A 23998-nucleotide genomic window follows, 5' to 3' on the forward strand; every position below is an offset into this window, starting at 1 on the left:
CCATGAAAAAGCATCCGCCAAATGGCTTAACCTGATCTAAGCCAAATTACTGACGGAGTGAATGGGAGATGGCAGTGGGGGCGATCGCCACTTGGGGACCGATATCTTGCAGAGGGCCGGATACTGTTGAGGACTGTCCCGCTCTTTGCTGCTGTCACAATATCTGGAAATAACAACTGCCTCCTCTAGGGGACTGAAAATATCCGAGGCGGTTCCCCAGATTGAAAAAATATTGCTCCCCCCAAAAAAAATTAGACCCGACTCTTATGTAAGCGGATCTTATGCTTACGGAGAATGCGGATGAGTTGCGTCCCGCTGAGTTGAATTCCCGTTGCCTGGGCCAAATGTTCGGCTAATCGTTGGCTGGTCCAGGTTTCCACCGGATACCCAAATTGGCTGGGGTGTTTTTTGACCACCTCCAAGAGTAATTTGATATAGGCTTCATCGGCTTTGCGATAGTTCCCCTGTTCCCGGCGATCGCGCAGACTATCGAGATTCTCTGGATCCCCATGCACACACCAATAGGCAACCGTTCGGTAAGAACAGCCTAAAAACTCGGCTATTTCTTCGTAGGTTTTACCATCATTTTGCAATAACAAAATCAGAGCGTGTTCCCGAAACCGGGAGCAATCACTCTGGCGGATGGCATTTTGCAAGCTCTTTTTTTGGGTAGGGGTGAGAAAATTTTTGGCGGGCATGAGCGGAATAGAGAACCAAGTCGTTTCAATTTTATGCTAATTAGATGTTAATTATCTCCCAGGCGATCGCGATCGCATTCTCCATCAGAGTTTGGGGAATAAAGCAGACGAGAAGCTATTTTTGCCAGAATCACAGCTTCTCATATTTTGAGTTGGGAATATTCAGATCCCGGCGATCGCCCCGATCCCCTGGAAAGGGACGACCCCAATGCAGCAAGGAGATCGCGATGGTGGAGTCACCTCCCTCAACCCAATCTCCTCAACCCGTTATTAATTCCAATATCTAATGAGTCTCAGTCATGATGTCCGGATCCGATACAAATCCGATCGCCCCTTCCATGTTACTGCTTTCGAGATTAGCACCCTCAAAATTAGCCCCACTTAATTGGGCATTAAAGAAATTGGCATTCGACACATCAGCATTCTCAAAACTGGCCCCTCGGAGATCGGCATAGCTGAAATCGGCACTGCTCAAATCGGCACTACTCAAATCGGCATTCCTGAGATTCGCACCCTTTAAGTTCGCTGTAGATAACACGGCACTATGGATGCGAGCGCCTTGCAGTGAGGCATTTTCGAGATCTGCAAAAAACAGATTAGAACTGCTGAGATCGACGCGATCCAGATTTGACCCTCGGAGGTTAGCCCCACCCAAAACCCGATCCTTGAGATTTGCACCGACTAGATTGCACCCCTGACATTGGTTGTTTTCCTGCAAATGTTTCAGATCTGCGCGATCGCCCATACAGCTAGAGCATAAGGTTAGCACCACTACCGCAATTGTCAGGTTTATTGCTTTCACGTTCTTTAGTTCCTTCTTAGTGCAACCAATCATCACGGTTCCCCCACGGGAACCTAGACACATAAATATTAGTATTTGTCAAAGGGGGTGACACCCATCAGCACAAAATTCATAAAACTTCATAAAAAAGCCGGGGAAGATTCAAAGGCCCTAGGGTGCAGATCTCCATCTCTTCTAGCAGACCCTTTCACCGGATCTGTTCAATGCAGTTACAGTAAAATCAGCGATCGCCCAGTTGGTTTAAGGGACTGACTGTGAAAAACCGGCGATCGCCCCGTTAGAAGAATGGAGAGCACATGAACCCAAAGAGAACCTTACCCATTCCCCCTCACTTTGATCGCGCAAAAGTGGGCCAAGTTTGGCGAGTCCCTTATCAGCAGCTGGCTCAGGACGCTCAAACTTGGGCCAAAACTCACCTCATTCAACCGGCGATCGCCGACTCCCCTAAAATTTGCCTATTAGCGATCGACATTCAAAATACATTTTGCATTCCCGACTTTGAACTCTTTGTGGGGGGACGCAGCGGCAACGGTGCCGTTGAAGATAACCAGCGTTTATGTGAATTTATCTATCGGAATTTGCATCGGATTACCGCAGTTATCCCCACAATGGATACCCATACCACCGGGCAAATTTTTCATCCTGTATTCTGGGTGGATAGCAACGCAGACAATCCCCCACCTTTAACCCAAATTTCCCTCAGTGACGTAGAAAATGGGGTTTGGAAGGTGAACCCAGCGGTTGCTGAGAGTCTGGGCGATCGCAACCTAGAACAAATCCAACAGTATGCTCACCACTACGTTAAACAACTGGAAATTGATGGGAAATATCCTCTAATTATTTGGCCCTATCACAGTTTGTTGGGTGGCATTGGTCACGCCTTAGTTTCTGCCGTAGAAGAAGCGATATTTTTTCATAATTTGGCCCGCCATGCCGCCACAGGATTTGAACTCAAAGGAAACCATCCCCTCACGGAGAATTATTCGGCGTTGCGTCCGGAAGTATTATTAGACCCAGCAGGAAAGGCGATCGCCCAAGGGAATAGCCCCTTAATCAAAAAATTACTAGAATTTGATGTTTTGATAATTGCCGGACAAGCCAAAAGTCACTGTGTTGCTTGGACTATCGATGATCTCCTCCGGGATATCCAACAACGAGACCCCAAATTAGCCCAAAAAGTTTACCTGTTGGAGGATTGTACTTCCCCAGTGGTGGTTCCAAATGTGGTAGACTTCACCGATGCTGCTGATGCTGCATTTGCCCGATTTTCCGAAGGAGGAATGCATTTAGTCCAATCCACCGAGGCGATGGACAATTGGCCTGGACTGGCGGGTTCGGGTTCACCTTTTTCCAATCAATAGAAGTGGAAACTGTTTTATCCCAGAAACTTTTGATTACTTTAACCTCGGGAAAAATGGATCTCAGATCTGGGGTGAGGGGGAACTCGATAAAATCTGTGCAAGTCTTGCAGATCAGTGACTCGGATGAGGAACAGATCGAGTATATTGCGATCGCCTTCATCAAGACCCTTATCAAACGCCATCCATTGAACAGGCCACACAAAACCGGGTCTGGATGTCATAAAAGTTTACAAAGCAGCTAAAATACTCTGGTGAGTGACGAATTTAAGCTTATGTTGTCTCCTAATTCTGCTATGCGACGAGTCTTATTTGGAATAGCTGTTACTGGATTGCTGATCACGGCCATGCCTACGCCTCCGAGTTGGGCGTTCCGCTGTTCGGGTTTAACGGTTTTTGGTGGGGTTAGGCGAGATCGGGAACTCAAATATTGCGTACAAAGTGGCCGGGAGAATAGCTGGGACCGCTATTGGCTCAAAATTCCCAAGGAAAAAGTCAATTTGGCTATTTCTGAGTTGCGGATTAATTATCCCGAAAGCTACCGAGGCGAATTCAATGAAGACCGGATCGAAGTGACAGTAAATGGGAACAAGATTGAATTAGACGATGCATTGTGGGATCGGGATAATCGATTCATTCAAATTTATCCTACCGAAGCGATTCCGGCGAATACAGATGTTGAAGTGGTTTTATCCAATGTCCGCAACCCCAACTTTGGGGGAATGTTCAATTTTAATGCCCTGGTAGTGACTCGCGGAGGTCCTCCGCTTCCCGAATATATTGGGACTTGGGTTTTAGCCATCAACTAAGCCCCCTACAGCCACAGGAAGGGGACTCATGGCAACGAGGGAACGTCAAAGGTTTTGGCGTTCCCTTTCATTTTGAAGCCACCTCCGGGTCCCCGGTCGTTCACCTAACGGCTCAAAAAACTCAGGGGTTCATTGGTTTTAAGTGCAAAGTCATGATATTATAAAAATTTGTGATTTTTTTTGAAAGTTTAGAGTCGCAACCTAGGAGTTATTCGTTATGACACAGCGCACCCTACATGGCACGAGCCGCAAAAGAAAGAGAGTTTCAGGGTTTAGAGTTCGGATGAGAACGGCCAATGGTCGCCGAGTGATTAAATCCCGTCGGAACAAGGGACGTTATCGGTTAGCCGTGTAGTCGGGTTCTCCACAACAATGGAGTCAAACCCTCAGCAGGACGAAACCGTTCCCGGTGCGATCGGTGGCAGGATGAACCCAATTGCCACCGCTAGACCTCTGGGTTTCAATGGAGCCAGAAAGAGGTAGAACCGGACTCGGGGGCAGTCGCCTCCTCGGGGAATGAGAGTCACCCCAATCCTTCTGCATCCGGAAAAAAACACCGTGTTACCTGCATCGAATCGGCTAAAGCGCCCGAAAGAGTTTAGCGCTGTTTATCGCACGGGAATCAGTCGCAAGACCAGTCACCTAACCTTGAGAGCCAAACGGCGCAAGGGAGTTCTTCCTGTGGCACAACAGCCCGATCCTGGGTCTGAAAAACCCCCCTCCGCGCTAACAGCAAATCAGCCGACCCGAGTTGGAATTTCGATTAGCCTGAAAGTGAGTAAAAAAGCCGTGATTCGGAATCGAATTAAGCGGCAAATCCGAGCCGGATTGCGGGAATTTCTCCCCCGAATTTCCCTGGGATGGGACCTGGTTTTTATCGTGCGTCCCTCAGCAGTAGAGTGCAATTATCGCCAACTTCTGCAAGAATTAGAGCAGTTGTTGGCACAAGCGGAGGTACTCAATGGCGATTCGCGAGGAAGTTTACTATGAAGGGGGTCCTCATATTGGGGAACTAATCGTGAACATCCTATTAGGATTTACGGTGATTGCTTTACCCTTAACCGTTGGAGCAATCGTGCGGGCATTGTGGCTGCGCTACCGCATCACCAACCGCCGAATTTCTATAAACAGCGGCTGGATGGGACGAGAGCGTAGTGATATTATCTACTCGGAAATTGTCCAGGTGAAAACCGTAGCTCGGGGTTTCGGACTCTGGGGCGATATGGTATTCACCCTCAAAGACGGTTCTCGCTTAGAAATGCGCGGCGTTCCTAATTTTCGGGAAGCTTATGACTACATTTCGGACAAATTGTCCACCAAAGCCAAACAGGCCAGTGGAGCCATTGGTACTCGTTAACAAGGCGAACCTAGGCAGTAGTAACAAACAGCGAGCCCTCAAACCATCAAAATTGGCGGCGATCGCCCCTACTGCCCCACTGTTCCATCACGCCCTAAGCCAAAGGGCCAGCCATCAAACCTCTTAAACATGGCTACTATTTAAGCTAAGGTTTATAGACAAAAAATCTCCCCACCGCATAGGTTGACATAAAAGAATGGACTTTGGAGTCGGATTTCTTTCCAATAACGTAATGCTGCCGATCCTGGACTTCTTCTACGGGATCGTCCCCAGCTATGGTCTGGCAATTGTAGCCCTGACCCTCGTGATCCGCTTTGCCCTCTATCCGTTGAGTGCTGGCTCAATTCGCAGTATGCGAAGAATGAGAGTCGCCCAACCCGTCATGCAAAAGCGGGTCAAAGAAATTCAAGAACGCTACAAAGAAGAACCTGCAAAACAGCAGGAAGAAATGAGCAAGGTTTACAAAGAATTTGGCAATCCCTTGTCCGGCTGCTTGCCAGTCGTCCTACAAATGCCAGTTCTGTTTGCCTTGTTCGCCACCTTACGCGGTTCACCGTTCTCGGATATTAATTACAACGTCAACGTTGAAATTTTTCCCAGTGAACAGGTAGAACGGATTGTCCCCCAGGCGTTCGCCACCCCGCAGCAGAATATTTATTTCTCCGATGGACAACACGCCCCCATCGTGGCGTTACTTCCCGCAGGCAATAAATTAACCGTGGGGGAAAAAACTCAACTAGAATTTCAATCTGTTGAGGGCAAACCCTTAAAAGAATTACTCGCCCAGAATCCCGATACGGAATTGTCTCCTCGGTGGCAAGTCACCAAAGGAGAAGACCGCCTGCGGATTAATGAAGATGGCACCATCGAAGCTCTCCAGCCTGGAGAAGCCACCATTCAAGCCACCCTGCCGGGATTAGCGGCTAATAAAGGATTCTTATTTATCGAAGCCCTCGGTCGCGTCGGTGCTGTGGACCCAGAAGGCAATATCCACTGGGATATTGTAGGTATGGTCCTCTTCTTTGGGATTAGTTTGTACGTCAACCAATTGCTTTCGGGACAAAGTGGCCCGGGTGCAAGCGATAACCCGCAGCAGTCCACGGTGAACAAGCTGACCCCAGTGATTTTCTCGGGAATGTTTTTATTCTTCCCCCTGCCTGCTGGGGTGTTGATGTACATGGTAATTGCGAACATCTTTCAGACGGCGCAAACCTTTATTCTCTCCCGCGAACCCCTGCCTGAAAATCTTCAGAAACTGGTAGAAGCCCAGGAAAAAACCTCAAGTGGCAAGGGCCGCGAAACACTTCCCTTTGAACCCGGACGTCCCAAGAAAAAAGCCTAATGGTATCCTCAACCCAAAGTCCAATGCAACGAGGTCAGCAGTGGATTGAACAACTGCTGACCCTATTGCGAATTGAAACTTCAGTCACAACGCAGGAGCAAGAAGATAGCTTTTGGTTGACCATTGATGAGAAAAATCTGACCCCAGAACAAATTGAAATTCTGACGGGTCCCAATGGACAGGTTCTGGATGCGATTCAGTATCTGTTGAACACGACGCTCAATATCGCCCAGCCTACCGATGTCCAAGCCTCCTATACGATTGAGCTGAATCAGTACCGGGTCCGCCGAGAGGCGGTACTCCGGGAGATGGTGGCTAAAGCGGTCCAAACGGTTCAGGAGACCGGGGAAGCATCTGAAATGAAGGGGCTTTCTTCTGCGGAACGACGGCAGGTTCATAACTTACTCAAGGACTATGAGGATTTGGAATCCTTCAGTCGGGGACAAGAACCGGACCGCAGACTGGTGGTGCATCGGCGCGAAACGGTTTAAAGAACTGGATGGCGATCGCCCAAAGTACGCTCATTAAAACCCTGATGATTGGGGTTGAGGAGTGAGGGAAATGCCCCTAGTGCAGGGGGGTTTCCCAACCCACGGGTTAACCCCCTGAATCACTACCATGAAATTACTTTCCCTCTGAGGGTTACCAGAATGCTGGAAGCAATTTATATTCCTCGGTTAGCCAAGGCCCATGAACAGACCCAAACCTTCGAGTTTCAACAGTTCATTCAGGACTTAGAAACCTTAACCCCTGTTCGGGGACGAGTTCAGGTCAGACATGGGGGCAACTTTTTAGAGGTGAGGGCCCAAGTGGAAACCATTGTGACCCTCACTTGTTATCGATGCTTGCAACAGTACAATCATCGGCTGAAAATCGATCCAACCGAAATTATCTGTCTGGATGAAACGGGAAATGGTCCGGATGACGTTCCCCTCGAACGCGAAATTGCCCTGGAAGAGTTGGTGGAAACCCTCTCGGCACAAGGCAATTTTGACCCAGAAGCCTGGTTGTATGAACAGATTTGTTTGGAAATCCCCTCTCGCAAGCTGTGCAATGAGGATTGTCCAGGGATTGAGTTTTCCCCGGGCGAGGGTAGTCCTCTCTCTGCGGGCGATCGCCGTTGGGCTGCTGCCTTAGAACAACTCAAAAAACAACTGCCAAGCTAGTTAACCGTTTTTGGATGGCAGGATGTCAAGCGGTCCAAAATCATGAGAACATCCTACGCCAAAATTTAACCTGCTATGACATTCAATGAAGAGTTTAAACTATTCCTCCGAGCCCGATATCCGTTAATTTACATTCCCACCCGGGAAGAAGAACGAGTTGAAGCGGCGATCGCCAGTTGCGCCAAAGAACTCGGAAATCGTGCTGTCTATATCTGGGATTTTGTCGATGGCTATCAGGGCAATCCCAACGATAGCGGATTCGGTCGCCGCAACCCCCTCCAAGCCTTAGAATTTGTCGAAAAACTTCCCGCCTCTGCACCGGCAATTTTTATTTTGCGCGATTTTCACCGCTTTTTAGATGATATTTCCGTTTCGCGAAAGCTGAAAAATCTCTCCCGAACCCTCAAATCTCAACCCAAAAATATTGCCATTATTTCCCCGGGAGTTGCCATTCCTGAAGACCTCAGCGAAGCCCTTACAGTCCTAGAATTTCCCCTCCCCAATGCTCCAGAAATTCAAGGGGAAGTCGAACGGTTACTGTCGGCAACGGGACATCCTTTACAGGGAAAATTTTTAGATGAAATCGTGCGATCGTGCCAGGGTCTTTCCATCGATCGCATTCGCCGCGTCTTAGCCAAGGCGATCGCCACCCACGGACAACTCGAACCCGATGATGTTGAACTCATTCTCGAAGAAAAACGCACCATCATCCGCCAAACTCAAATCCTGGAATTCTACCCCGCCACGGAACAAATCTCCGATATTGGCGGCCTAGATAACCTCAAAGACTGGCTCATCCGTCGCGGAGGTGCCTTCTCCGAACGGGCGCGCCAATATGGCTTACCCCATCCCAGAGGATTGCTCCTTGTCGGCATTCAAGGCACAGGCAAATCCCTCACCGCCAAAGCCATTTCCCATCATTGGCATCTCCCCCTCCTCCGCCTCGATGTCGGACGACTGTTTGGGGGATTAGTCGGGGAATCCGAATCTCGCACCAGGCAAATGATTCAACTCGCGGAAGCCCTGGCCCCCTGCGTCCTCTGGATTGATGAAATTGACAAAGCCTTTGGCGGATTAGACAGTAAAGGAGATGCCGGGACCACCAGTCGCGTCTTTGGCACCTTTATTACCTGGTTAGCGGAAAAAACCTCTCCCGTCTTTGTCGTTGCCACCGCCAATAATATCCAATCCCTGCCCCCAGAGATGCTCCGCAAAGGTCGATTTGATGAAATTTTCTTCGTCGGATTGCCCGCCCAAGAAGAACGCAACGCCATTTTTACGGTACACTTGTCCCGATTGCGACCTCATAACTTGAAAAGCTATGATATTGAACGGCTGGCTTATGAAACTCCTGATTTTTCCGGGGCAGAAATCGAACAAGCGTTGATCGAAGCGATGCATATTGGATTTAGTCAAAACCGCGACTTTGCCACGGATGATATTTTAGAAGCCGCCAGTCAAATCGTTCCCCTAGCCCGTACCGCCTCAGAGCAAATCCAAGTTTTAAAAGATTGGGCGGCGGCAGGAAAAGCTCGTCTTGCCTCCAGATACAGTACATTGAATAGTCGGATGCAACGTCAACTGCAACAGCCTGAATCCTAAGAATTTATGCGGAGTCTTGCCAGTTTAGTTCAGTTTATTCTCGGTTTTACTTTGGCGCTGATCATCCTTGCGGGTGGGAGTGTCGCCGCAGCGCTGTATTTCGTCACGAAATTAACCGCACTGCCTGCCAGACCGAGTTTTACGAATGATCAACCTGCGGTAACAGCAACCGCCGGGGAAAATTCCCAAGGGGGAGGGACCAGTCAGGGATCGGGAAATGCGCCTGCCGCCCTTCCTGCGAATGCCTACCGTGCCAAGGTGATTTGGCCCGATGGCTTAATTTTGCGCGATCGCCCCGGTTATGAAGCCAACTCCATTGGCGGACTTGATTTTAACGCCCAGGTAGTGGTTCTCGAAACCAGCTCAGATAAGGAATGGGAAAAGGTTCGCCTCGAAGGCAGTGGTCAAGATGGGTGGATTAAAGGCGGCAATACAGAGCGCCTGAACTAACCGCCCCTAACCCGGCTTCACTCATCCGGACCTCAATATTGAACTCGGCCCCCAGGGGAGGGCTGAATTTTGCCTTTTTTAAGACTCCCAAGAATACCTACAGGGGTACAGTCAAGGTTAGAAACCGGATTTTTTCACAAATTGTCCCCTATTCCGCTCTGAATCTCTCCGATTGCGCGACCCTAGGCAAAGCTCATTTCCATCCCGCCAAATGCTAGTTCTAAAAACTTGCAAGTTTGTACTTTTGGAAGGTTACTTTTCCGGGGGTTCATCTGGCTTATTCCGATTTAAGCGATGCCATATCGATACAGAAACGGTACTTCACATCCGACTTGAGCAGTCGTTCGTAGGCTTCGTTGACCTTTTGAATCGGGATAACTTCAACATCGGCAGTGATGTTGTGTTCACCGCAAAAATCAAGCATTTCCTGGGTTTCAGCAATGCCACCAATATTGGAACCCGAGAGACTGTGGCGGCCCATAATCAAGCTAAATGCCGACACCTGTAGGGGGTTAGAGGGTGCGCCGACTAGGGTAATGTTACCGTCGAGGCTCAGGAGGTTGAGATAAGCGTTGATATCGTGATTGGCGGAGACAGTATCCAAGATAAAATCGAAACTCCCGGCGTGTTTCTCCATTTCGTTGGTGTGGCGCGAGATCACAACTTCATCGGCACCAAGGCGCAGCGCATCTTCTTTCTTCTCCGGGGAGGTGGTAAAAACAACAACCTGTGCACCGAACGCATGGGCAAACTTCACGCCCATGTGGCCTAGTCCGCCAAGACCGACCACCCCAACTTTCTTGCCCTTGGTCACACCCCAGTGGCGCAGCGGCGAGTAGGTGGTGATTCCGGCACATAGGAGGGGTGCGACTCCAGCAAGTTCCAGGTTTGAAGGAACACGCAGAACGAAGCGCTCATTGACGACGATGCTATCGGAGTAGCCTCCATAGGTCACCCCTCCCAGGTACTTGTCCGGAGAGTTGTAGGTCAGGGTCAGGTTCGGGCAGAACTGCTCAAAGCCATCTTTACAATAGCGGCAAGTCCCATCCGATTCCACCATACAGCCGACCCCAGCAAGGTCGCCCTTTTTGTACTTGGTAACTCCCGAACCCACTTGGGTAACCCGGCCCACCATCTCATGGCCGGGGACAATGGGATAGACGGTGGGCATCGTATTGTTCCATTCGTTACGCACCGAATGGAGGTCCGAGTGGCAGATGCCGCAAAAGAGGATTTCGATTTGTACATCATGTTCGCTGAGGTCGCGCCGCGTGATGATGTCGGATCCCAGCGGTGATGTCGCACTCGCAGCGGAATAGGCTTTTGCTTTGTACATAAATTGATGCTCCTAATGGTTTACTTTGGGAACAGGCATTGTTCGTCCCTGACCTTTTCTATGTCGTTGCGATTCTTGTCAATGACATAGTTGTGAATGGCGTCCGACCCGGGGTTGCAGGGTGCCAATATTTTTCACAAGGCGCGAACCCGATTGGCTCCCCCCGACCCTTTAGCGTAGGGGTGGCAATCACTTCTGTTAATACCCATTGTGTTTGATTCCTGACTACCCTTGGGTTCGCCCTCCCAATTGTAAAGATTCAACAGTGAGCGATCGCTCTATCAAGGGGTTGAGATTTGATTGAACGCCAGCAAGTCAATAATATTTGGGGTAGAAGGCTCATAAAAACTGAAGTATCCACTAACTATGACTGCAATTACTGTCAACCTCAATCCCATCATTAAATTAACTGCCGAGCAATTCTATCAACTCTGTCAGGCGAATCCTGATGTAAAATTTGAGCGCAATGTCCAGGGAGAAATCATTATCATGCCGCCCACAGGGGGAACGACGGGAAACCGAAATTTTAAGCTGGCTCAACAACTCGCCAACTGGACCGATACGGATGGGACCGGGATAGGCTTTGATTCTTCCACTTGCTTTCAACTTCCAAATGGAAGCAACCGCTCTCCCGATGCCGCTTGGGTTCCCTTAGAAAAATGGAATGCCCTTACCCCAGAACAGCAAGAAAAATTTCCACCCTTATGCCCGGATTTTGTTGTGGAGTTACGGTCTGCCAGTGATGCTTTAAAACCTCTTCAAGAAAAAATGCAGGAATATATGGAAAATGGCACGCGCCTCGGTTGGCTGATTAACGGCCAAAATCGACAGGTAGAAATTTATCGTCAAGGTAGAGAAAAAGAAGTCTTAGACAATCTTGCTACCCTATCCGGTGAAGATATCCTCCCCGGTTTCCGCCTCAACTTGCCGGTTGTCTGGGGATAATTTTAGGGGTTATTTTCAGAGATTTAGAGGAGTGCGTTTGGGTGAAGCACCTTTCAAGGTGATAAATTTAATGACGCTCAATTGTTATTTCATGTAGGGGCGATTCGTGAATCGCCCCTACAAAGGGCCTGCGCATTGCGCCCCTACAAATACACCTTGACAGGGCTACTGTAGGAAACCCTATAGCTGACTATCTGGACGGCAAGCTACTGACCAAACTTGACTCGGATCCGGTAAAGCTGGGATGCCATTGAATCAAATTGAGGCAAAAACCTGGTTCCTAGTCCCTGGGGTCCCGCAGTGATCCGGTGAAAGTATTAAGAAATTTTGCAAACTAAGAAGAATAATTGCAATCTCTAGGGATTCGGTTTACCTGAAAAAATAAAGATGCTAGGGTTCCTATCAACTGGAAAATATTACCCTAGATAGCCAAGATGGATAACAAAAATTCCAATCAAGACCTCGCCACTGCTGCGGTTACGGCAGCCTTGGGAGCCGGTGTCGTCACTTCATTTGCAGTGAGCCAAGGTCAAAATCCATTGGTGGCGTTAGGAATTACGGGGTTTGCTGTCGTTGCTGCATTATTGATTGATCGCTTGGGCTTGATTTGACCGATTTGAACCGCCAGATCCAGAAGTTTGGGACGGGGGCGCTCACGTTAGATGTGGCGTTAGGGGGCGGATTACCGAAGGGACGTGCGATCGAGATTTTTGGGCCGGAGAGTGTGGGAAAAACGACTGTTGCTCTCCATGCGATCGCCCAAATCCAAAAAACCGGCGGAATTGCTGCGTTTATCGATGCCGAACACGCTTTAGATCCGGCTTATGCGGTGAAAATTGGGGTTGATATTGACCGCCTGCTGGTGTCGCAACCGGACACGGGAGAGATGGCCCTAGAGATTAGCGATCGCTTGGTCAGATCAGCAGCAGTGGATTTAGTGGCGATCGACTCTGTAGCCGCCTTGGTCCCAGAAGCAGAAATTGCGGGAGCAATAGGAGAGACAGCCTACAGTTTACAAGCTCAATTGATGAGTTACTGGTTACGAAAAATTACCCACAATATGCGGCGATCGGACTGTGCTGTACTCTTCCTCAACCAACTGCGCCACAATTTCTATTCCATTGCCGGACCCGAAACCACCGCTGGGGGAGATTCGCTTAAATTTTATGCTTCAGTTCGTATTGATCTGCGCCCGATGCAAGTCCTGAGCAATAAATTAGAAGACTATGGAATTCGAGTGCAAGCTAAGGTGGTTAAAAATAAAGTCGCCCCACCGTTTAAAGTAGGGGAATTTGATATTATTTTTGGGCAAGGGATTTCTAATTTAGGTTGTGTATTTGATTTTGGGGAGAAACTCCGGTTAATTACCTGGAAAAGGTCGGGGTATTGCTATCAAGGCAAGGCGATCGGGCAAAGTCGAGGGGAGTGCCTGAGTTATCTGGAACGAGATTTAAAACTTTATGAACACCTGGAAAAAACTGTTCTTAAAGTGTTAAAACTTCGGGCCGATGCATGAGAGAAGCGCTATCAAGAGGAGTTTTAGAGGTCTAAGTTGGGGTTAGGAGGCAGAGCCTCCCTTATGGCATTCCCAGGCAGAGCCTGGGAACGAGGAGAGCCTGCCTAGGGCTCGGCTGAGCTTGTCGAAGCATGAGCCCGTCGAAGCATGAGCTTGACGAAGTACAGGCTTCGTCCGTATAGCCCCAGGCTTGACGCTGTGGGTTTTGGTTAAACTGCTGAAGCTTGAGTCATGCCGGGACAAGCCACATTTGTTCCGCCTAAACCACAATAGCCATTGGGATTTTTTGCCAGATATTGCTGATGATATCCTTCAGCATAGTAGAACTCGGGTGCATCCAGAATTTCGGTGGTAATTTCGCCATATCCTGCGGCCGAGAGGGCTTTTTGATAGGCATTTTTGGAAGCCAAGGCTAACTCTTTTTGCTCGGGAGAATAGACATAAATTCCTGAACGGTATTGAGTGCCGGTATCATTGCCTTGGCGCATTCCTTGGGTGGGATTGTGGCTTTCCCAGAATACTTTTAACAGGGTTTCAAAACTCATTACTTGGGGGTCGTACACGACTAACACCACCTCGTTATGACCCGTCATGCCGGTACAGACTTCTTGGTAGGTGGGGTTGGGGGTGATTCCGGCAGCGTACCCTACGGCAGTAACGAAGACGCCTTCTTGTTGCCAAAATTTACGTTCGGCACCCCAGAAGCAGCCCATGCCGACGATGACTTGTTCCATGCCATCGGGAAAGGGGGGTTTGAGGGGATTGCCGTTGACGAAGTGAGTTGCGGGGACCGGAATCGCTTCCTGGCGTCCCGGTAAGGCTTTGTCTGGGGTGGGTAGGGTCAGTTTTTTGCCTAATCCAAATAGTCCCATTATGTTCTGACTCCGAATGATGAGTGATGTCTTTACTTTTCTTAATAATAGCTAGAATTTGGGGGAGCGCGATCGCCTTGAGGGGTTTGGCGACCCGGGGACCCCAAAGAAAGAGCGGCAGGAGGGGGCCGAATCCCATCCCTGCCGCCAGTCAATGTTACCTGGGTTAGAGAGATTGCACTAACTTTGAGAAGCCATATTTTCTGAGCGAGCCGCCGCTTCTTGGGTGGGTTTGACGAACCCGAAGTAAGCGGCACCCACGGCAGTTAAGGCATTAAACCAGATATTATGGCCGTAGATGGGCATGAACCCGAAGAGAGTGCCAGTATAGGGGAATAATCCTAGCAAGGCTAGGGCCAGATAGGAAATCGCAAAACCCCGATTGTAGAGGCGTGCGCGGCTTTTATCTGCGGAGGCAAAAATCCCTAAGCCTCCCACCAGCAAATGGGCAATGTTATGGAGGGTATTTACAGGAAATAGCCCAAACAAAGCACCAAATTCTTGGTCACCGGGAAAATAGTGCGGTTCAAACAATAAGGTGGGGGAGGGATTTTCTGGCATCCAAACTAATCCGGGAATAAATCCAGCGACCCCTAGAGCTACGAAGATGATTCCCAGAGTCAAGGTAAAATTACGATCTGTCATACTTTTTGTCTCCTGTTTTATTTTAAAGATTTAGGCGGTAAATTGTCGCCTCAATTGTTAGGCTTAATTAGAGGCATTTAAGCCCACCAATTTTCGGGTTGAGGTCAAGGGATAGACTAAATGAAAACCGCTGCACTCCAGATATTTGGGTTTGAGTGCAAAGGCAGATAAAATGGCGATCGCACTCCCGTGATTTGGGTAATTTGAACGGAATAGCCTCAATTTTACAAACTGAATTGAGCATTGCTCTTGACTCAAAACCGGGAGCGAATATCGCGGTTTTAATCATAGTAAGAAATGAAATATCGGACTTCCTCTCTCTAAAGTGAGGTTATGCCATTTTCTTGGCTCTATCTAAAGCAGGAGGAGCTTTTTCGGAGGTGATTTTAATAAAAATTCCCCTGAAAATCCCCCAACTTTTGACACCATGCCCCGGAATGTAGGTCCAATTTTCTATAAAAATCTGGGGTAAAATCGATGGGTTTACCGGGCGGATTTGAGGAGTATTTTCCTTAATTTTATGAAAACTCCCGAGGGTGACCTGATCGAACTGTGGCTTAAATATCAGATTGATAGGCCCAGTCTGCCTGCAAAATCTCTTGAGTATTTTTGCTGGACCCGATAATTTTCAACCCTTGACAAGGTATCTTGAAAAGATTATGATAGATAATTGAAATTTTTAAATAAAGATAGGGCTTAAAATCCCAATAAATTTGAAGTTTAATCCTTCAAAATTTATTGAAATTATTTTTTTATTTTTATCTTTATTTAATACTTATTCTGTTGTCAATGCCTGACAGTTGTAGAAATGAATGATGTAATTAATCCCTACGAAACATTACGAGTTAGTCCCCAAGCGACGCAATCGGAAATTAAGCAAGCGTATCGACGGTTAGTCAAGCTAGTGCATCCGGATAAAAATTTAGAATCATCGGACTCGGAACGGATGATTCAGATTAATGGGGCGTATGAAATACTCGGAGATCCGCAACGCCGTCAGTCTTACGATCGCCGTCAAACATCGGGTAGATCGTCCTCTCAATCTCGCGATCGCCAGACGCGAACGGCCCGTGCACAACAGAACTATCATCACGCTCGCCAAAACAGTCCCGATCCAGACGATCACCTGGAAAAATGGGTCAAACAGGTGTATCAACCCATCAACCGGATGCTGTATGAAATTTTGCATACCTTAAGGGATGAAATTGATTGCCTTGCAGCAGACCCCTTTGATGATGAATTGATGGCAGATTTTCAGGCTTATTTACAAAAATGCCGGGATTTCCTCAACCAAGCGCAAATCTATTTCCAATCCATGCAAAATCCCGCAACGGTTGCCAGTGTTGCGGCGAATCTTTATTACTGCCTCGATCGCATTGGCGATGGCATCGATGAGTTAGAATTCTTTACCCTCAACTATGACGAACACTATCTCCATACCGGGCAGGAATTGTTTAGAATTGCCAACGGTTTAAGGAAAGAAGCACATTCAGCGATAAAAAATGTCTTCGGATAAAGGTTGAGACAGGAATCAAACTAGAGCATCGGTTTAGGATGAGAGGATCAGGGGACCCAGAAACCGGGGTTCTCGCCGAAATTTGCGGCTCATTGCCATAAACTTGGTGAAGAAACCCGGTTTTTCATCGTTGCTAACCACCCCCTAACAATGAATTTCCTTCTCTTAACTGGGGGTGTTAACTTGAGCGATGATAGTCCGATGCCGGGGACTGTTGCGTGTGATGGTGGGTGTCTCGAAACCGGCTTCTACAAAAGCTTGCTCGATATCCAGGGAAAAATACTGATCTAAATAAGGTTCTGTACTCTTGAGCAAGGTTAGGATATAGGGGGGCATTTTCACATAAATCTCAGACTGAGGATTCATGTCCATAATTGCCAAATGTCCACCGGGACGAAGCAACCGCCGAGCTTCTTGGATAATTTGGCGAGAAGCATCTGCGGGGAGTTCATGAAAAATTAGGCAAGCTGAGACTAAATCAAAGGAAGCATTGGGTAAACCCGTGGATTCAGCAGCAGCATGAACCCAGGTGATATCGGGATGTTGCTCCTGAGATTTATACTGAGCAACGGCGAGAAAATAAGGAGATAAATCCAGACCCGTTAAGCTGGCTTGGGGATAGAGTTTTTGTAAGGCAACGGTACTCATTCCGATGCTACAACCTAAATCGAGAATTGCCTGGGGAGAGTCTTCAATTTGAGCCAAAATTACTTGATGGTAACTGTCACGAAGGCGAGAGTCTCCTTCGACTCCGGCTCCGGGCCAAATATGAGCGTGGACGGCTTTAGCGGCAACTTCAACCTCGCTGGCGGCTTCCCAACTTAAATTTCCCTGGTCGTAAGCATGGAAGGAACAGAGGTAATAATCTGGATAAACCAAGGTGGGATTCTGTACCTGTTGGAATTCGCGGTCCCAATTGCGGTTTTGGAGCGATCGGGCCTCGCTCGTCCAGGGAACCCCCATATTTTCAGCCCGGTCAATCATCATTTTTCGGGCTTTAGATTTGGCGAAATTTGCGACGGGTTTAATGGATAATAATCCATTAATTAAACGAGATAATAGTCCGGGTCCAGTTGATACAGAAGCAGTCATTAGGGTTATGATTGAGTGAGAGGTTGAGGGTTTCTCCCATCGCTTTAGAGCCTGAGCAAAAGACAGATTAGAAACCGGGTTTTTTGATAATATCTGGGGAAATCAAGCCCCAAAATAGGGCAAAAAAACCGGTTTCTTGTCCTCTTGATTTAATCACTACCCCGAAGTGCTCTGTCGAGGTTGCGGTCAAAGCGAGTGGGCAGGAGGACAGAAACAACTATCCTATTGACGAGAGGAAAATCATTGTTTATTGTACCAAAGCGATCGCCCAGCAAAACTACCTCTGGATTACTGAGTTGGGATTTCCCGGGTTTTTCGGAGGCTAAATAACATCTCGCTTTCAAATTGCGTCGCACTGGTCCAGGTTCCCGTTCCGCCAATGCCGCGAACGGAATTTAAGAGGTCTAGGGTCTGTGGAGAGAGTTTAACACCCATCATAAAGGGAAGGGTATTGATCACCGAGGTAATTTGCTCCATATCTAGGTACAAATAGCCGTGATTGGGGTTCGGCAAGGACCCGGCCAGTTCTTGGAATCTGGGACTCTGCTGTAAAGAAGTGGCGGGAGTAGCGATCGCATCGATAATGGGGCCCCCAAATGCGATAAACACAGAATTATCATCCAACCAACCGTGACCTAACAGGGCACCTTGAAGGGGGATTTTCCATTCCCGGACGTTAATTCCAGAGACATTGCGTTGGGCGATCGCCAAGGGAAAGGGGACGACATTGCGCCCGATCGCATCTAATTTTTGCAGCATCGCTTCTGCCGCAGGGCGATCGCTCGTTTCAAACACCACCGCCCCTCCGAATCCCAATTGTCCCAACAGACCCTCATGGGAGGGAATCAGTCCAAAACCAAACTCCCCATCCATCCAACCGAACACCTCGCGGTCCAGATCCAGATTCACCGCAGCGAACATCTGGCGCATAGGGATTAAAATTGCTTGTAACTCCGGTTGGGCTTGACTTTGACCGACTAGAGTGGCCCAAGACTGCCCGATGCCATGACCATTAACCAGGGCGATCGTTTCTGCGGGAAAGCGATTTAAGAGTTGATTGGAGACGGGGGGATATTGGGGGATAGATTGGGGGTCAACTTCTGTTAGGAAGCGGACCCGCATTCCTTGTTGATGGAGACCCGCACTCAGCAGAACCGACTTGACCCCATCCACCTGGGGTAAACGGGGGCGATCGCTCAATCTGTTGCTCATCGGTGCAACAGTCTGGCTATAATCCGGTAAGTAAAAGTGCACAAGAGCATTATCGAGTTTTGTGCTCTGCTGGACCAGTTCCTTGGCCCCAGATTTCATTAGAAAAGAGGAGTCTGAGGTTGTGGTATCGATCGCTTTTTCCACCGCACTGCGTTGCTGGGAAATCAGCAGTTTATTATTCACAGTGGCCTGATAAATGCTCATGCCTTGGGGTGGAACGATTTGAGAAACCGTAACGCCTTTATAGGTAGATTTATTCAAGGTAAGTTCGCTTTGAGACCTCAAATTGCGAGCAAACCACCAGGCACGGAAGGGATTTTTAATGCCTACAATTAATAACAGGTCAGAGTTTAGGCTAGTGGTTGCCACCTCTGTCCCAGAAGAAGGGACGATCGCCACAGTGACATTGCCGATCCAAGGTTGCAGGTCTGTTTTGTAATCGAGATTGGTTTGGGCGAGGAAATTGGCTTCTAGGTCCGCCACAGTGCGGGCGATCGCCGCCTGTGCGCCTGGGGTCCCAAATTCATCTAATTTCGACCATTGACGCTCATCCGTGACCACATAAGCCGCCATTAGCGCATCTTGTGGAACCACTTTTGCACTTTCCAGAGGATTTGAGCCGCCGACCCAGCTACTGCGCCAGTATAAGTATCCACCGGCCATACCTAGAGCAGCCACGACGGCGATCGCCCACCGATTTACATTAGGTTTCGCTGACATTTTAATTTGGCTTGTGATTCTCTCTTTTAGGATAGCGATATTTGCGGCGGTGCTCCTCCATTGGTGCGATTGATGCCCGATTCTGGGGATTGAGGCTGATCGAGACTCCCGAGATGTCCGAAGGGCTCAGTTGTCCGGTTCCTTGTCTCTATCCTTGCCAAAACTTCATGAATCAATACGGATTTCTGATTTTTCTCTACTTTTGCTTTATTTTATTTCAGGGCAAACCCCTTATAATAGATTGAAATATCTCAAACTCAATTGAATAATAAAAATTTTCTAAAAAAGACGGTAAAACATATTAGGGGGACGGAATGAGCATGAAAATCGTAGAATTGGAGTGTGATGCAGGGGAGGAAATCTCAAAGTTTCCCTTTTTTGATTTATCCGACGATCTCCTGTGCGTGATTAATAGCAATGGAGATTTTCAGCACATTAATGGTTCGGGAGAAAAAATCCTAGGATTTCCCTTCAGTGAACTGCAGCAGAAATCCTTTCTCGATGGTGTGCATCCAGAAGATCGATTTTCAACCCGAGAACAGCTTGCCCAACTCAGTGGAGATCTCGGGACGATCGCCTTTGAGAACCGCTATCAATGTAAAAATGGTGACTATAAGCGGTTATCCTGGAAAGCCATAAGGCGCGGGAGTGAACCGCTCATTTGGGCGATCGCCCGGGAACTCTCGCCGATTCCAGAACAGAGTCGGGAATCCCCCCCTCCGGCAGAGGATTATCAGGCTTTTTTTGACCTTTCCCTAGACTTATTTTGTACGGTAAGTTTTGATGGACATTTTCGCAGTTTAAATCCCGCCTGGGAAAAGACCCTAGGTTTTGCCCCGGAGGACCTGCGTTCGACAGCCTTTATCGAATTTGTCCATCCCCAAGATCATGAAAGCACCTTGATGGAATTCGTCAAACTCCTTCAAGGATGTCATACTCACTCCTTTGAGAACCGTTATCGGTGCAAAAACGGGGATTATCGGTGGTTATTGTGGAGTGCCTGCCTAGGACGAGATCGCCAATGTATTTATGCGATCGGCCATGATATTACCGAACGTAAATATGCCGAAATCGAAGGCGATCGCGCTTATGAAGAAACCCGCACCTTCCTCAATCAACTTGAAGTCAAACTGCAAAGTCGCAGTTTAGCCTTTAACAGTGCCATCTATAAACTGCAAAATGAAATCGCCGAACGCAGGGAAACCGAAAAATCCCTAGAAAAAGAGCGGGAATTTTTAAAAGCCTTACTCAATACCGTTGATGCTGGAATTATCGCCGGGGATGCCCAGGGAAACCTCATCCTATTCAACCGTTCAATTCGCGATTTATATGGCTTACCCGATGACTCCATTGCTCCGGAGGACTGGTTTAATTATTATGATTTATATCAGGGAGATGGTATTACTCCCATCTCTCCAGAGCAAATTCCCTTAAAGCGTGCGCTCAATGGGGAACGGGTTAAAAAAGAGGAAATTATCATTGCGCCCAAGGTGGGGGAACCCCGGATCGCCGTTGCCAGTGGCGAGCCAATTTTTGATGAAGAGGGCAATCAAATTGGGGCAGTGATTGCTTTCCATGATATTACCGAAAGCAAACAAAAAGCCCAAGCGCTTCAGGAATCCGCCCACGAAAAGACCGAATTGATTCAATCGTTGCAAAACCAAGCTCAACAGCTTCAAAACACCTTACAAGAACTGCAACGCACTCAAACCCAACTCATTCAAAGCGAAAAAATGTCCAGTTTGGGACAATTAGTCGCTGGAGTGGCCCATGAAATTAACAATCCCGTTAATTTTATTTATGGAAACCTTGCTCATGTTAACGACTATCTCGCGGATTTACTTAAACTTTTGAATCTTTACCAAACCCATTATCCCGAACCCGTTGAAGACATCCATGAATTTCAGGAGGATATTGACCTCGACTTTTTGCAAAGCGACTTGCCCAAATTGCTGAATTCCATGAAAGTTGGGTCAGAACGCATCCGTCAAATTGTGCTGTCCCTGCGGAATTTTTCGCGACTGAACGAAGCGGAACGCAAGCCGGTAGATATTCATGAAGGAATTGATAATACCCTGCTCATTGTCCACAATCGGTTGAGAGAAAAAAACGGAAATTCAGGGATTTCCGTGATTAAAGAATATGGTCAACTGCCTCGAATAGAATGCTATCCGGCGCAACTGAATCAAGCTATTATCAATATTATTACCAATGCGATCGATGCTTTGGAAAGCCTGAAAGGGCAAGAGAGCTTCAGCGACCAAACTCCTACCCTTCGCATCCGCACCGAATGCTTAGATAACCAGTGGGTAGCCATTCACATTCAAGATAACGGTCCCGGAATGAACCCCGGGGTTAAAGAACAAATCTTTAATCCATTTTTCACCACCAAACCCGTTGGGAAAGGAACCGGATTGGGGTTATCCATTGCCTATCAAATTATTGCCCACAAGCATAGCGGCGAGTTAACTTGTCACTCGGAACCGGGACAAGGCGCAGAATTTGTCATTCAAATTCCCCTACAGCAACCCCCAATCTAAGTCCAGGCAGAATGAGGAACCGTGCGTTGCCTAAGTCTCCTACCAAGGACTACCGACGAGGGTAAATGCCGCCCAATAATAAGGATGAGCAAACCGGCGATCGCCCATTTGATCCGCGATCTGTGGCGGTAAATCGATCGCCCCTCGGGAAGTCACTAATTGCTCACCACTCATCCGGACTTCCCCCCGTAAAAACGCAAGCTGTGCCTGTCTGAGCGCTTCCGATTTAATTGTTTGCTCTTGAGCACTCAGTTGTTGATAAAACTCACCCATCAACCCTAACGTTCCCTGATCATCCACCTGCCACAAACTCGCTAAAACCGACTTCACCCCCATTTGCAACGCTAATCCGGCAAACCCTAACTCCGCCTCGGAACTTCCCACCGCAGTTTCACAAGCACTTAACACCAACAATTCCACCGTTCCGGCATCCAATCCTAACTGCCGCATTTGCTCCAAGGGAACCTGTTCATCCCAAAATTGAATGTAAGATTGACGTCGAGAATCCGGAAAACCCGCTTCTGTTTGTTCCATTCCTCCATAAAACTTGACATGAGTTGCCAGATGGATAATGTCAAAGTTTTGTTGGCGACGGGAATCGCGTAAATTATCAGCGGTAAACGCTTCATTCAGAAAGTAGTTCTCCAGGGAAAAGACTTCAGAAATCAACCCTAATTCAACCGGAACCGCACTTAAGGAGGGAATGGTAGTATCTTGAAAATCAGAGGCTCCCATTGCCAGAACCCGAGTCTCGTTTAAATTTTTGTAACCCGTCTCCGTGAGGTTCACACTGGGGATTAAACCCAGTCGGTATTTTTCTATTAAAAACTGTTCTCCATCATGGAGTGCCGCCAGAGGAATCCCTCGCAGTCCTGCATCAAGGGAAAACATTAACATATCGATTCCGGCAGCTTCCAATTCAGCGGCGATCGGTGCAATTAACCACTCATAAAGTTGCACCGAGGCGCTCATGTAACTGTCGGTATTGGTTTTGCGCGGATTCGTCAGTTCCGAGAGTAATTCAGTGACTTTAGCTCGCAGAGCATCCCGCGAAGCTGTCGGAATCGTGCGGATGATCGGGACCCCTTCTGCCGTCATCACGACTAATTGCAATTCTTCGGGAAGGGACATCGCATAGACAACCGCAGGATTGACATTGATTTCTTGACGAATTCCCACCAGCAAATCCCTGACATTTTTGGCACCCGCCTCATCTTCCGAGAGAGGACCCTGCTGATGCTGGTAAAATTCCTGCATCCGCCTCTGTTCAATCTGAGGAATAGTCGCTTGAGCGATTGCCTCTGCCTCTAATTGCGACTGAACTGAAATTTGAGCTTCTGGCGTTTCTCCAGGGGAGGCGATCGCCTCCACCTCAAAGATGGCGAGGGTCCCTCCCTCCTGCTCTATCGGCGCAGTCGGAACCCTCCCCTCCACTGAACTCGGTGGAATGGAACTCGGGATCCTCTCAACGTGAAGAATCGGAACTTCACGAGTCCCTAAATTCCCCATCTCCATCTGCACAACACCCAGAGCATTTTCCGATTCCTCATTCCGAGGCAACCCGGGTGGAGGGACCACCGGGGAGGATTGCTCCGTCGGTTTTGGCAAGACGATCGCCCGTGGAGGAGGCGCAGCGAGTTCCGGAGTCCCCGCCACTGGCTCCACCCCGGCTCCCACTGCCTGACTCAACTGTGCCGGGTTCTGAAGTATTTCCGGCGCCATGACTGCGATCGGTTCCGCCACCACTTCCTGAATAATCGGCAACTCGACAGGTTCTGAAGGTAAAATTTCCACCACCCCAGGAGGGATAACCTGTTCCAGTATCGGAATCGCTTCCACCGTCCCTTGATTCTCTTCTATCGGGATATTCCTAGGGATATCGGTCCCCTGGGGTTCAGAAACCGCTACAGGTTCCGATGGAGTGGGAGTTACCACTGCTTCAGAAACCGCTACAGGTTCCGATGGAGTGGGAGTTACCACTGCTTCAGAAACCGCTACAGGTTCCGATGGAGTGGGAGTT

The 23998-nt window shown here is 48.4% G+C and carries 23 protein-coding genes; 15 read left to right on the plus strand and 8 right to left on the minus strand.

Translation table 11 applies throughout. The features are described from left to right. Window positions 1–251 precede the first annotated feature (251 nt). Window positions 252–698: an IS630 family transposase gene (locus tag NG795_RS05925; protein ID WP_367287739.1), complete on the minus strand. Its 447-nt coding sequence runs from the start codon at window positions 696–698 to the stop codon at window positions 252–254. 283 nt (window positions 699–981) lie between these two features. After that, entirely contained in the window at window positions 982–1500 is a 519-nt protein-coding gene (locus tag NG795_RS05930; protein WP_367287740.1) for a pentapeptide repeat-containing protein, read from the minus strand. Window positions 1501–1796: 296 nt separating this feature from the next. On the opposite strand from NG795_RS05930, the gene NG795_RS05935 reads away from it, so the two are divergent. From NG795_RS05935 to NG795_RS05980, 10 genes are all read left to right on the plus strand, one after another. Then, entirely contained in the window at window positions 1797–2861 is a 1065-nt protein-coding gene (locus NG795_RS05935) for a cysteine hydrolase family protein (protein WP_367287741.1), read from the plus strand. Between the two features lie 272 nt (window positions 2862–3133). Next, window positions 3134–3667 (plus strand): DUF2808 domain-containing protein, encoded by a 534-nt coding sequence (locus NG795_RS05940; RefSeq protein WP_367287742.1) that lies wholly within the window; start codon window positions 3134–3136, stop codon window positions 3665–3667. A 217-nt stretch (window positions 3668–3884) separates the two neighbouring features. Next, on the plus strand, window positions 3885–4022 hold the full coding sequence (gene rpmH, locus NG795_RS05945; RefSeq protein WP_015148244.1) for a 50S ribosomal protein L34: 138 nt from the start codon (window positions 3885–3887) through the stop codon (window positions 4020–4022). 203 nt (window positions 4023–4225) lie between these two features. Then, window positions 4226–4657, plus strand: coding sequence for a ribonuclease P protein component (rnpA, locus tag NG795_RS05950; protein WP_367287743.1), 432 nt, complete (start codon window positions 4226–4228; stop codon window positions 4655–4657). Next, on the plus strand, window positions 4629–5024 hold the full coding sequence (locus NG795_RS05955) for a PH domain-containing protein (RefSeq protein ID WP_367287744.1): 396 nt from the start codon (window positions 4629–4631) through the stop codon (window positions 5022–5024). The genes rnpA and NG795_RS05955 overlap by 29 nt, the downstream gene beginning before the upstream one ends. A gap of 196 nt (window positions 5025–5220) precedes the next feature. Next, the gene (gene yidC, locus NG795_RS05960; RefSeq protein ID WP_367287745.1) at window positions 5221–6366 is read left to right on the plus strand and encodes a membrane protein insertase YidC; all 1146 of its coding nucleotides are present in this window, start codon (window positions 5221–5223) and stop codon (window positions 6364–6366) included. Between the two features lie 23 nt (window positions 6367–6389). Then, entirely contained in the window at window positions 6390–6857 is a 468-nt protein-coding gene (locus NG795_RS05965; RefSeq protein WP_367287746.1) for a Jag family protein, read from the plus strand. A 162-nt stretch (window positions 6858–7019) separates the two neighbouring features. Further along, entirely contained in the window at window positions 7020–7532 is a 513-nt protein-coding gene (locus tag NG795_RS05970; RefSeq protein WP_367287908.1) for a YceD family protein, read from the plus strand. Window positions 7533–7607: 75 nt separating this feature from the next. Next, on the plus strand, window positions 7608–9134 hold the full coding sequence (locus NG795_RS05975; RefSeq protein ID WP_367287747.1) for a Ycf46 family AAA ATPase: 1527 nt from the start codon (window positions 7608–7610) through the stop codon (window positions 9132–9134). A 6-nt stretch (window positions 9135–9140) separates the two neighbouring features. After that, window positions 9141–9584 carry an SH3 domain-containing protein gene (locus tag NG795_RS05980; RefSeq protein ID WP_367287748.1) on the plus strand — a complete coding sequence of 148 codons (444 nt, stop codon included), beginning with the start codon at window positions 9141–9143 and terminating at the stop codon, window positions 9582–9584. Between the two features lie 277 nt (window positions 9585–9861). On the opposite strand, the gene NG795_RS05985 is transcribed toward NG795_RS05980, so the two are convergent. Then, entirely contained in the window at window positions 9862–10920 is a 1059-nt protein-coding gene (locus tag NG795_RS05985; protein WP_367287749.1) for an NAD(P)-dependent alcohol dehydrogenase, read from the minus strand. 366 nt (window positions 10921–11286) lie between these two features. Between NG795_RS05985 and NG795_RS05990 the strand changes: the two genes are divergently transcribed. From NG795_RS05990 to recA, 3 genes are all read left to right on the plus strand, one after another. Continuing rightward, window positions 11287–11865 carry a Uma2 family endonuclease gene (locus NG795_RS05990; protein ID WP_367287750.1) on the plus strand — a complete coding sequence of 193 codons (579 nt, stop codon included), beginning with the start codon at window positions 11287–11289 and terminating at the stop codon, window positions 11863–11865. Window positions 11866–12299: 434 nt separating this feature from the next. After that, complete coding sequence (locus NG795_RS05995; RefSeq protein WP_261200179.1) at window positions 12300–12476, plus strand: hypothetical protein; 177 nt, start codon at window positions 12300–12302, stop codon at window positions 12474–12476. Further along, on the plus strand, window positions 12473–13381 hold the full coding sequence (gene recA, locus NG795_RS06000; RefSeq protein ID WP_367287751.1) for a recombinase RecA: 909 nt from the start codon (window positions 12473–12475) through the stop codon (window positions 13379–13381). The genes NG795_RS05995 and recA overlap by 4 nt, the downstream gene beginning before the upstream one ends. 209 nt (window positions 13382–13590) lie before the next feature. On the opposite strand, the gene msrA is transcribed toward recA, so the two are convergent. Together msrA and NG795_RS06010 are read right to left on the minus strand one after the other, a co-directional pair. Then, a complete protein-coding gene (gene msrA, locus NG795_RS06005) occupies window positions 13591–14253 on the minus strand; it encodes a peptide-methionine (S)-S-oxide reductase MsrA (RefSeq protein ID WP_367287752.1) in 663 nt (220 codons plus the stop codon). A 180-nt stretch (window positions 14254–14433) separates the two neighbouring features. Further along, entirely contained in the window at window positions 14434–14898 is a 465-nt protein-coding gene (locus NG795_RS06010) for a DUF4383 domain-containing protein (RefSeq protein WP_367287753.1), read from the minus strand. 808 nt (window positions 14899–15706) lie between these two features. On the opposite strand from NG795_RS06010, the gene NG795_RS06015 reads away from it, so the two are divergent. After that, window positions 15707–16414, plus strand: a complete 708-nt coding sequence (locus tag NG795_RS06015; protein ID WP_367287754.1) for a J domain-containing protein — start codon at window positions 15707–15709, stop codon at window positions 16412–16414. Window positions 16415–16579: 165 nt separating this feature from the next. Here the strand turns inward: NG795_RS06015 and NG795_RS06020 are convergent, their stop codons facing one another. Continuing rightward, window positions 16580–17506: a class I SAM-dependent methyltransferase gene (locus NG795_RS06020; RefSeq protein WP_367287755.1), complete on the minus strand. Its 927-nt coding sequence runs from the start codon at window positions 17504–17506 to the stop codon at window positions 16580–16582. 288 nt (window positions 17507–17794) lie between these two features. Further along, window positions 17795–19438 carry a DUF3352 domain-containing protein gene (locus NG795_RS06025; protein ID WP_367287756.1) on the minus strand — a complete coding sequence of 548 codons (1644 nt, stop codon included), beginning with the start codon at window positions 19436–19438 and terminating at the stop codon, window positions 17795–17797. 320 nt (window positions 19439–19758) lie between these two features. On the opposite strand from NG795_RS06025, the gene NG795_RS06030 reads away from it, so the two are divergent. After that, entirely contained in the window at window positions 19759–21978 is a 2220-nt protein-coding gene (locus NG795_RS06030) for a PAS domain-containing sensor histidine kinase (protein WP_367287757.1), read from the plus strand. Window positions 21979–22017: 39 nt separating this feature from the next. Here NG795_RS06030 and NG795_RS06035 read toward each other — a convergent pair. Further along, window positions 22018–23998: CHAT domain-containing protein (locus NG795_RS06035; RefSeq protein ID WP_367287758.1), on the minus strand; the 1981-nt coding region annotated here is incomplete at its 5' end.

Source organism: Laspinema palackyanum D2c, assembly GCF_025370875.1.
Lineage (GTDB): Bacteria > Cyanobacteriota > Cyanobacteriia > Cyanobacteriales > Laspinemataceae > Laspinema > Laspinema palackyanum.

Bases quoted from the DNA above. Each gene is read 5' to 3' on its own strand.
- NG795_RS05925 (WP_367287739.1), bottom strand. From the start codon at position 698: ATGCCCGCCAAAAATTTTCTCACCCCTACCCAAAAAAAGAGCTTGCAA.
- NG795_RS05935 (WP_367287741.1), top strand. From the start codon at position 1,797: ATGAACCCAAAGAGAACCTTACCCATTCCCCCTCACTTTGATCGCGCA.
- NG795_RS05940 (WP_367287742.1), top strand. From the start codon at position 3,134: ATGTTGTCTCCTAATTCTGCTATGCGACGAGTCTTATTTGGAATAGCT.
- rpmH (WP_015148244.1), top strand. From the start codon at position 3,885: ATGACACAGCGCACCCTACATGGCACGAGCCGCAAAAGAAAGAGAGTT.
- NG795_RS05955 (WP_367287744.1), top strand. From the start codon at position 4,629: ATGGCGATTCGCGAGGAAGTTTACTATGAAGGGGGTCCTCATATTGGG.
- yidC (WP_367287745.1), top strand. From the start codon at position 5,221: ATGGACTTTGGAGTCGGATTTCTTTCCAATAACGTAATGCTGCCGATC.
- NG795_RS05965 (WP_367287746.1), top strand. From the start codon at position 6,390: ATGCAACGAGGTCAGCAGTGGATTGAACAACTGCTGACCCTATTGCGA.
- NG795_RS05975 (WP_367287747.1), top strand. From the start codon at position 7,608: ATGACATTCAATGAAGAGTTTAAACTATTCCTCCGAGCCCGATATCCG.
- NG795_RS05980 (WP_367287748.1), top strand. From the start codon at position 9,141: ATGCGGAGTCTTGCCAGTTTAGTTCAGTTTATTCTCGGTTTTACTTTG.
- NG795_RS05985 (WP_367287749.1), bottom strand. From the start codon at position 10,920: ATGTACAAAGCAAAAGCCTATTCCGCTGCGAGTGCGACATCACCGCTG.
- NG795_RS05990 (WP_367287750.1), top strand. From the start codon at position 11,287: ATGACTGCAATTACTGTCAACCTCAATCCCATCATTAAATTAACTGCC.
- NG795_RS05995 (WP_261200179.1), top strand. From the start codon at position 12,300: ATGGATAACAAAAATTCCAATCAAGACCTCGCCACTGCTGCGGTTACG.
- msrA (WP_367287752.1), bottom strand. From the start codon at position 14,253: ATGGGACTATTTGGATTAGGCAAAAAACTGACCCTACCCACCCCAGAC.
- NG795_RS06010 (WP_367287753.1), bottom strand. From the start codon at position 14,898: ATGACAGATCGTAATTTTACCTTGACTCTGGGAATCATCTTCGTAGCT.
- NG795_RS06015 (WP_367287754.1), top strand. From the start codon at position 15,707: ATGAATGATGTAATTAATCCCTACGAAACATTACGAGTTAGTCCCCAA.
- NG795_RS06020 (WP_367287755.1), bottom strand. From the start codon at position 17,506: ATGACTGCTTCTGTATCAACTGGACCCGGACTATTATCTCGTTTAATT.
- NG795_RS06025 (WP_367287756.1), bottom strand. From the start codon at position 19,438: ATGTCAGCGAAACCTAATGTAAATCGGTGGGCGATCGCCGTCGTGGCT.
- NG795_RS06030 (WP_367287757.1), top strand. From the start codon at position 19,759: ATGAAAATCGTAGAATTGGAGTGTGATGCAGGGGAGGAAATCTCAAAG.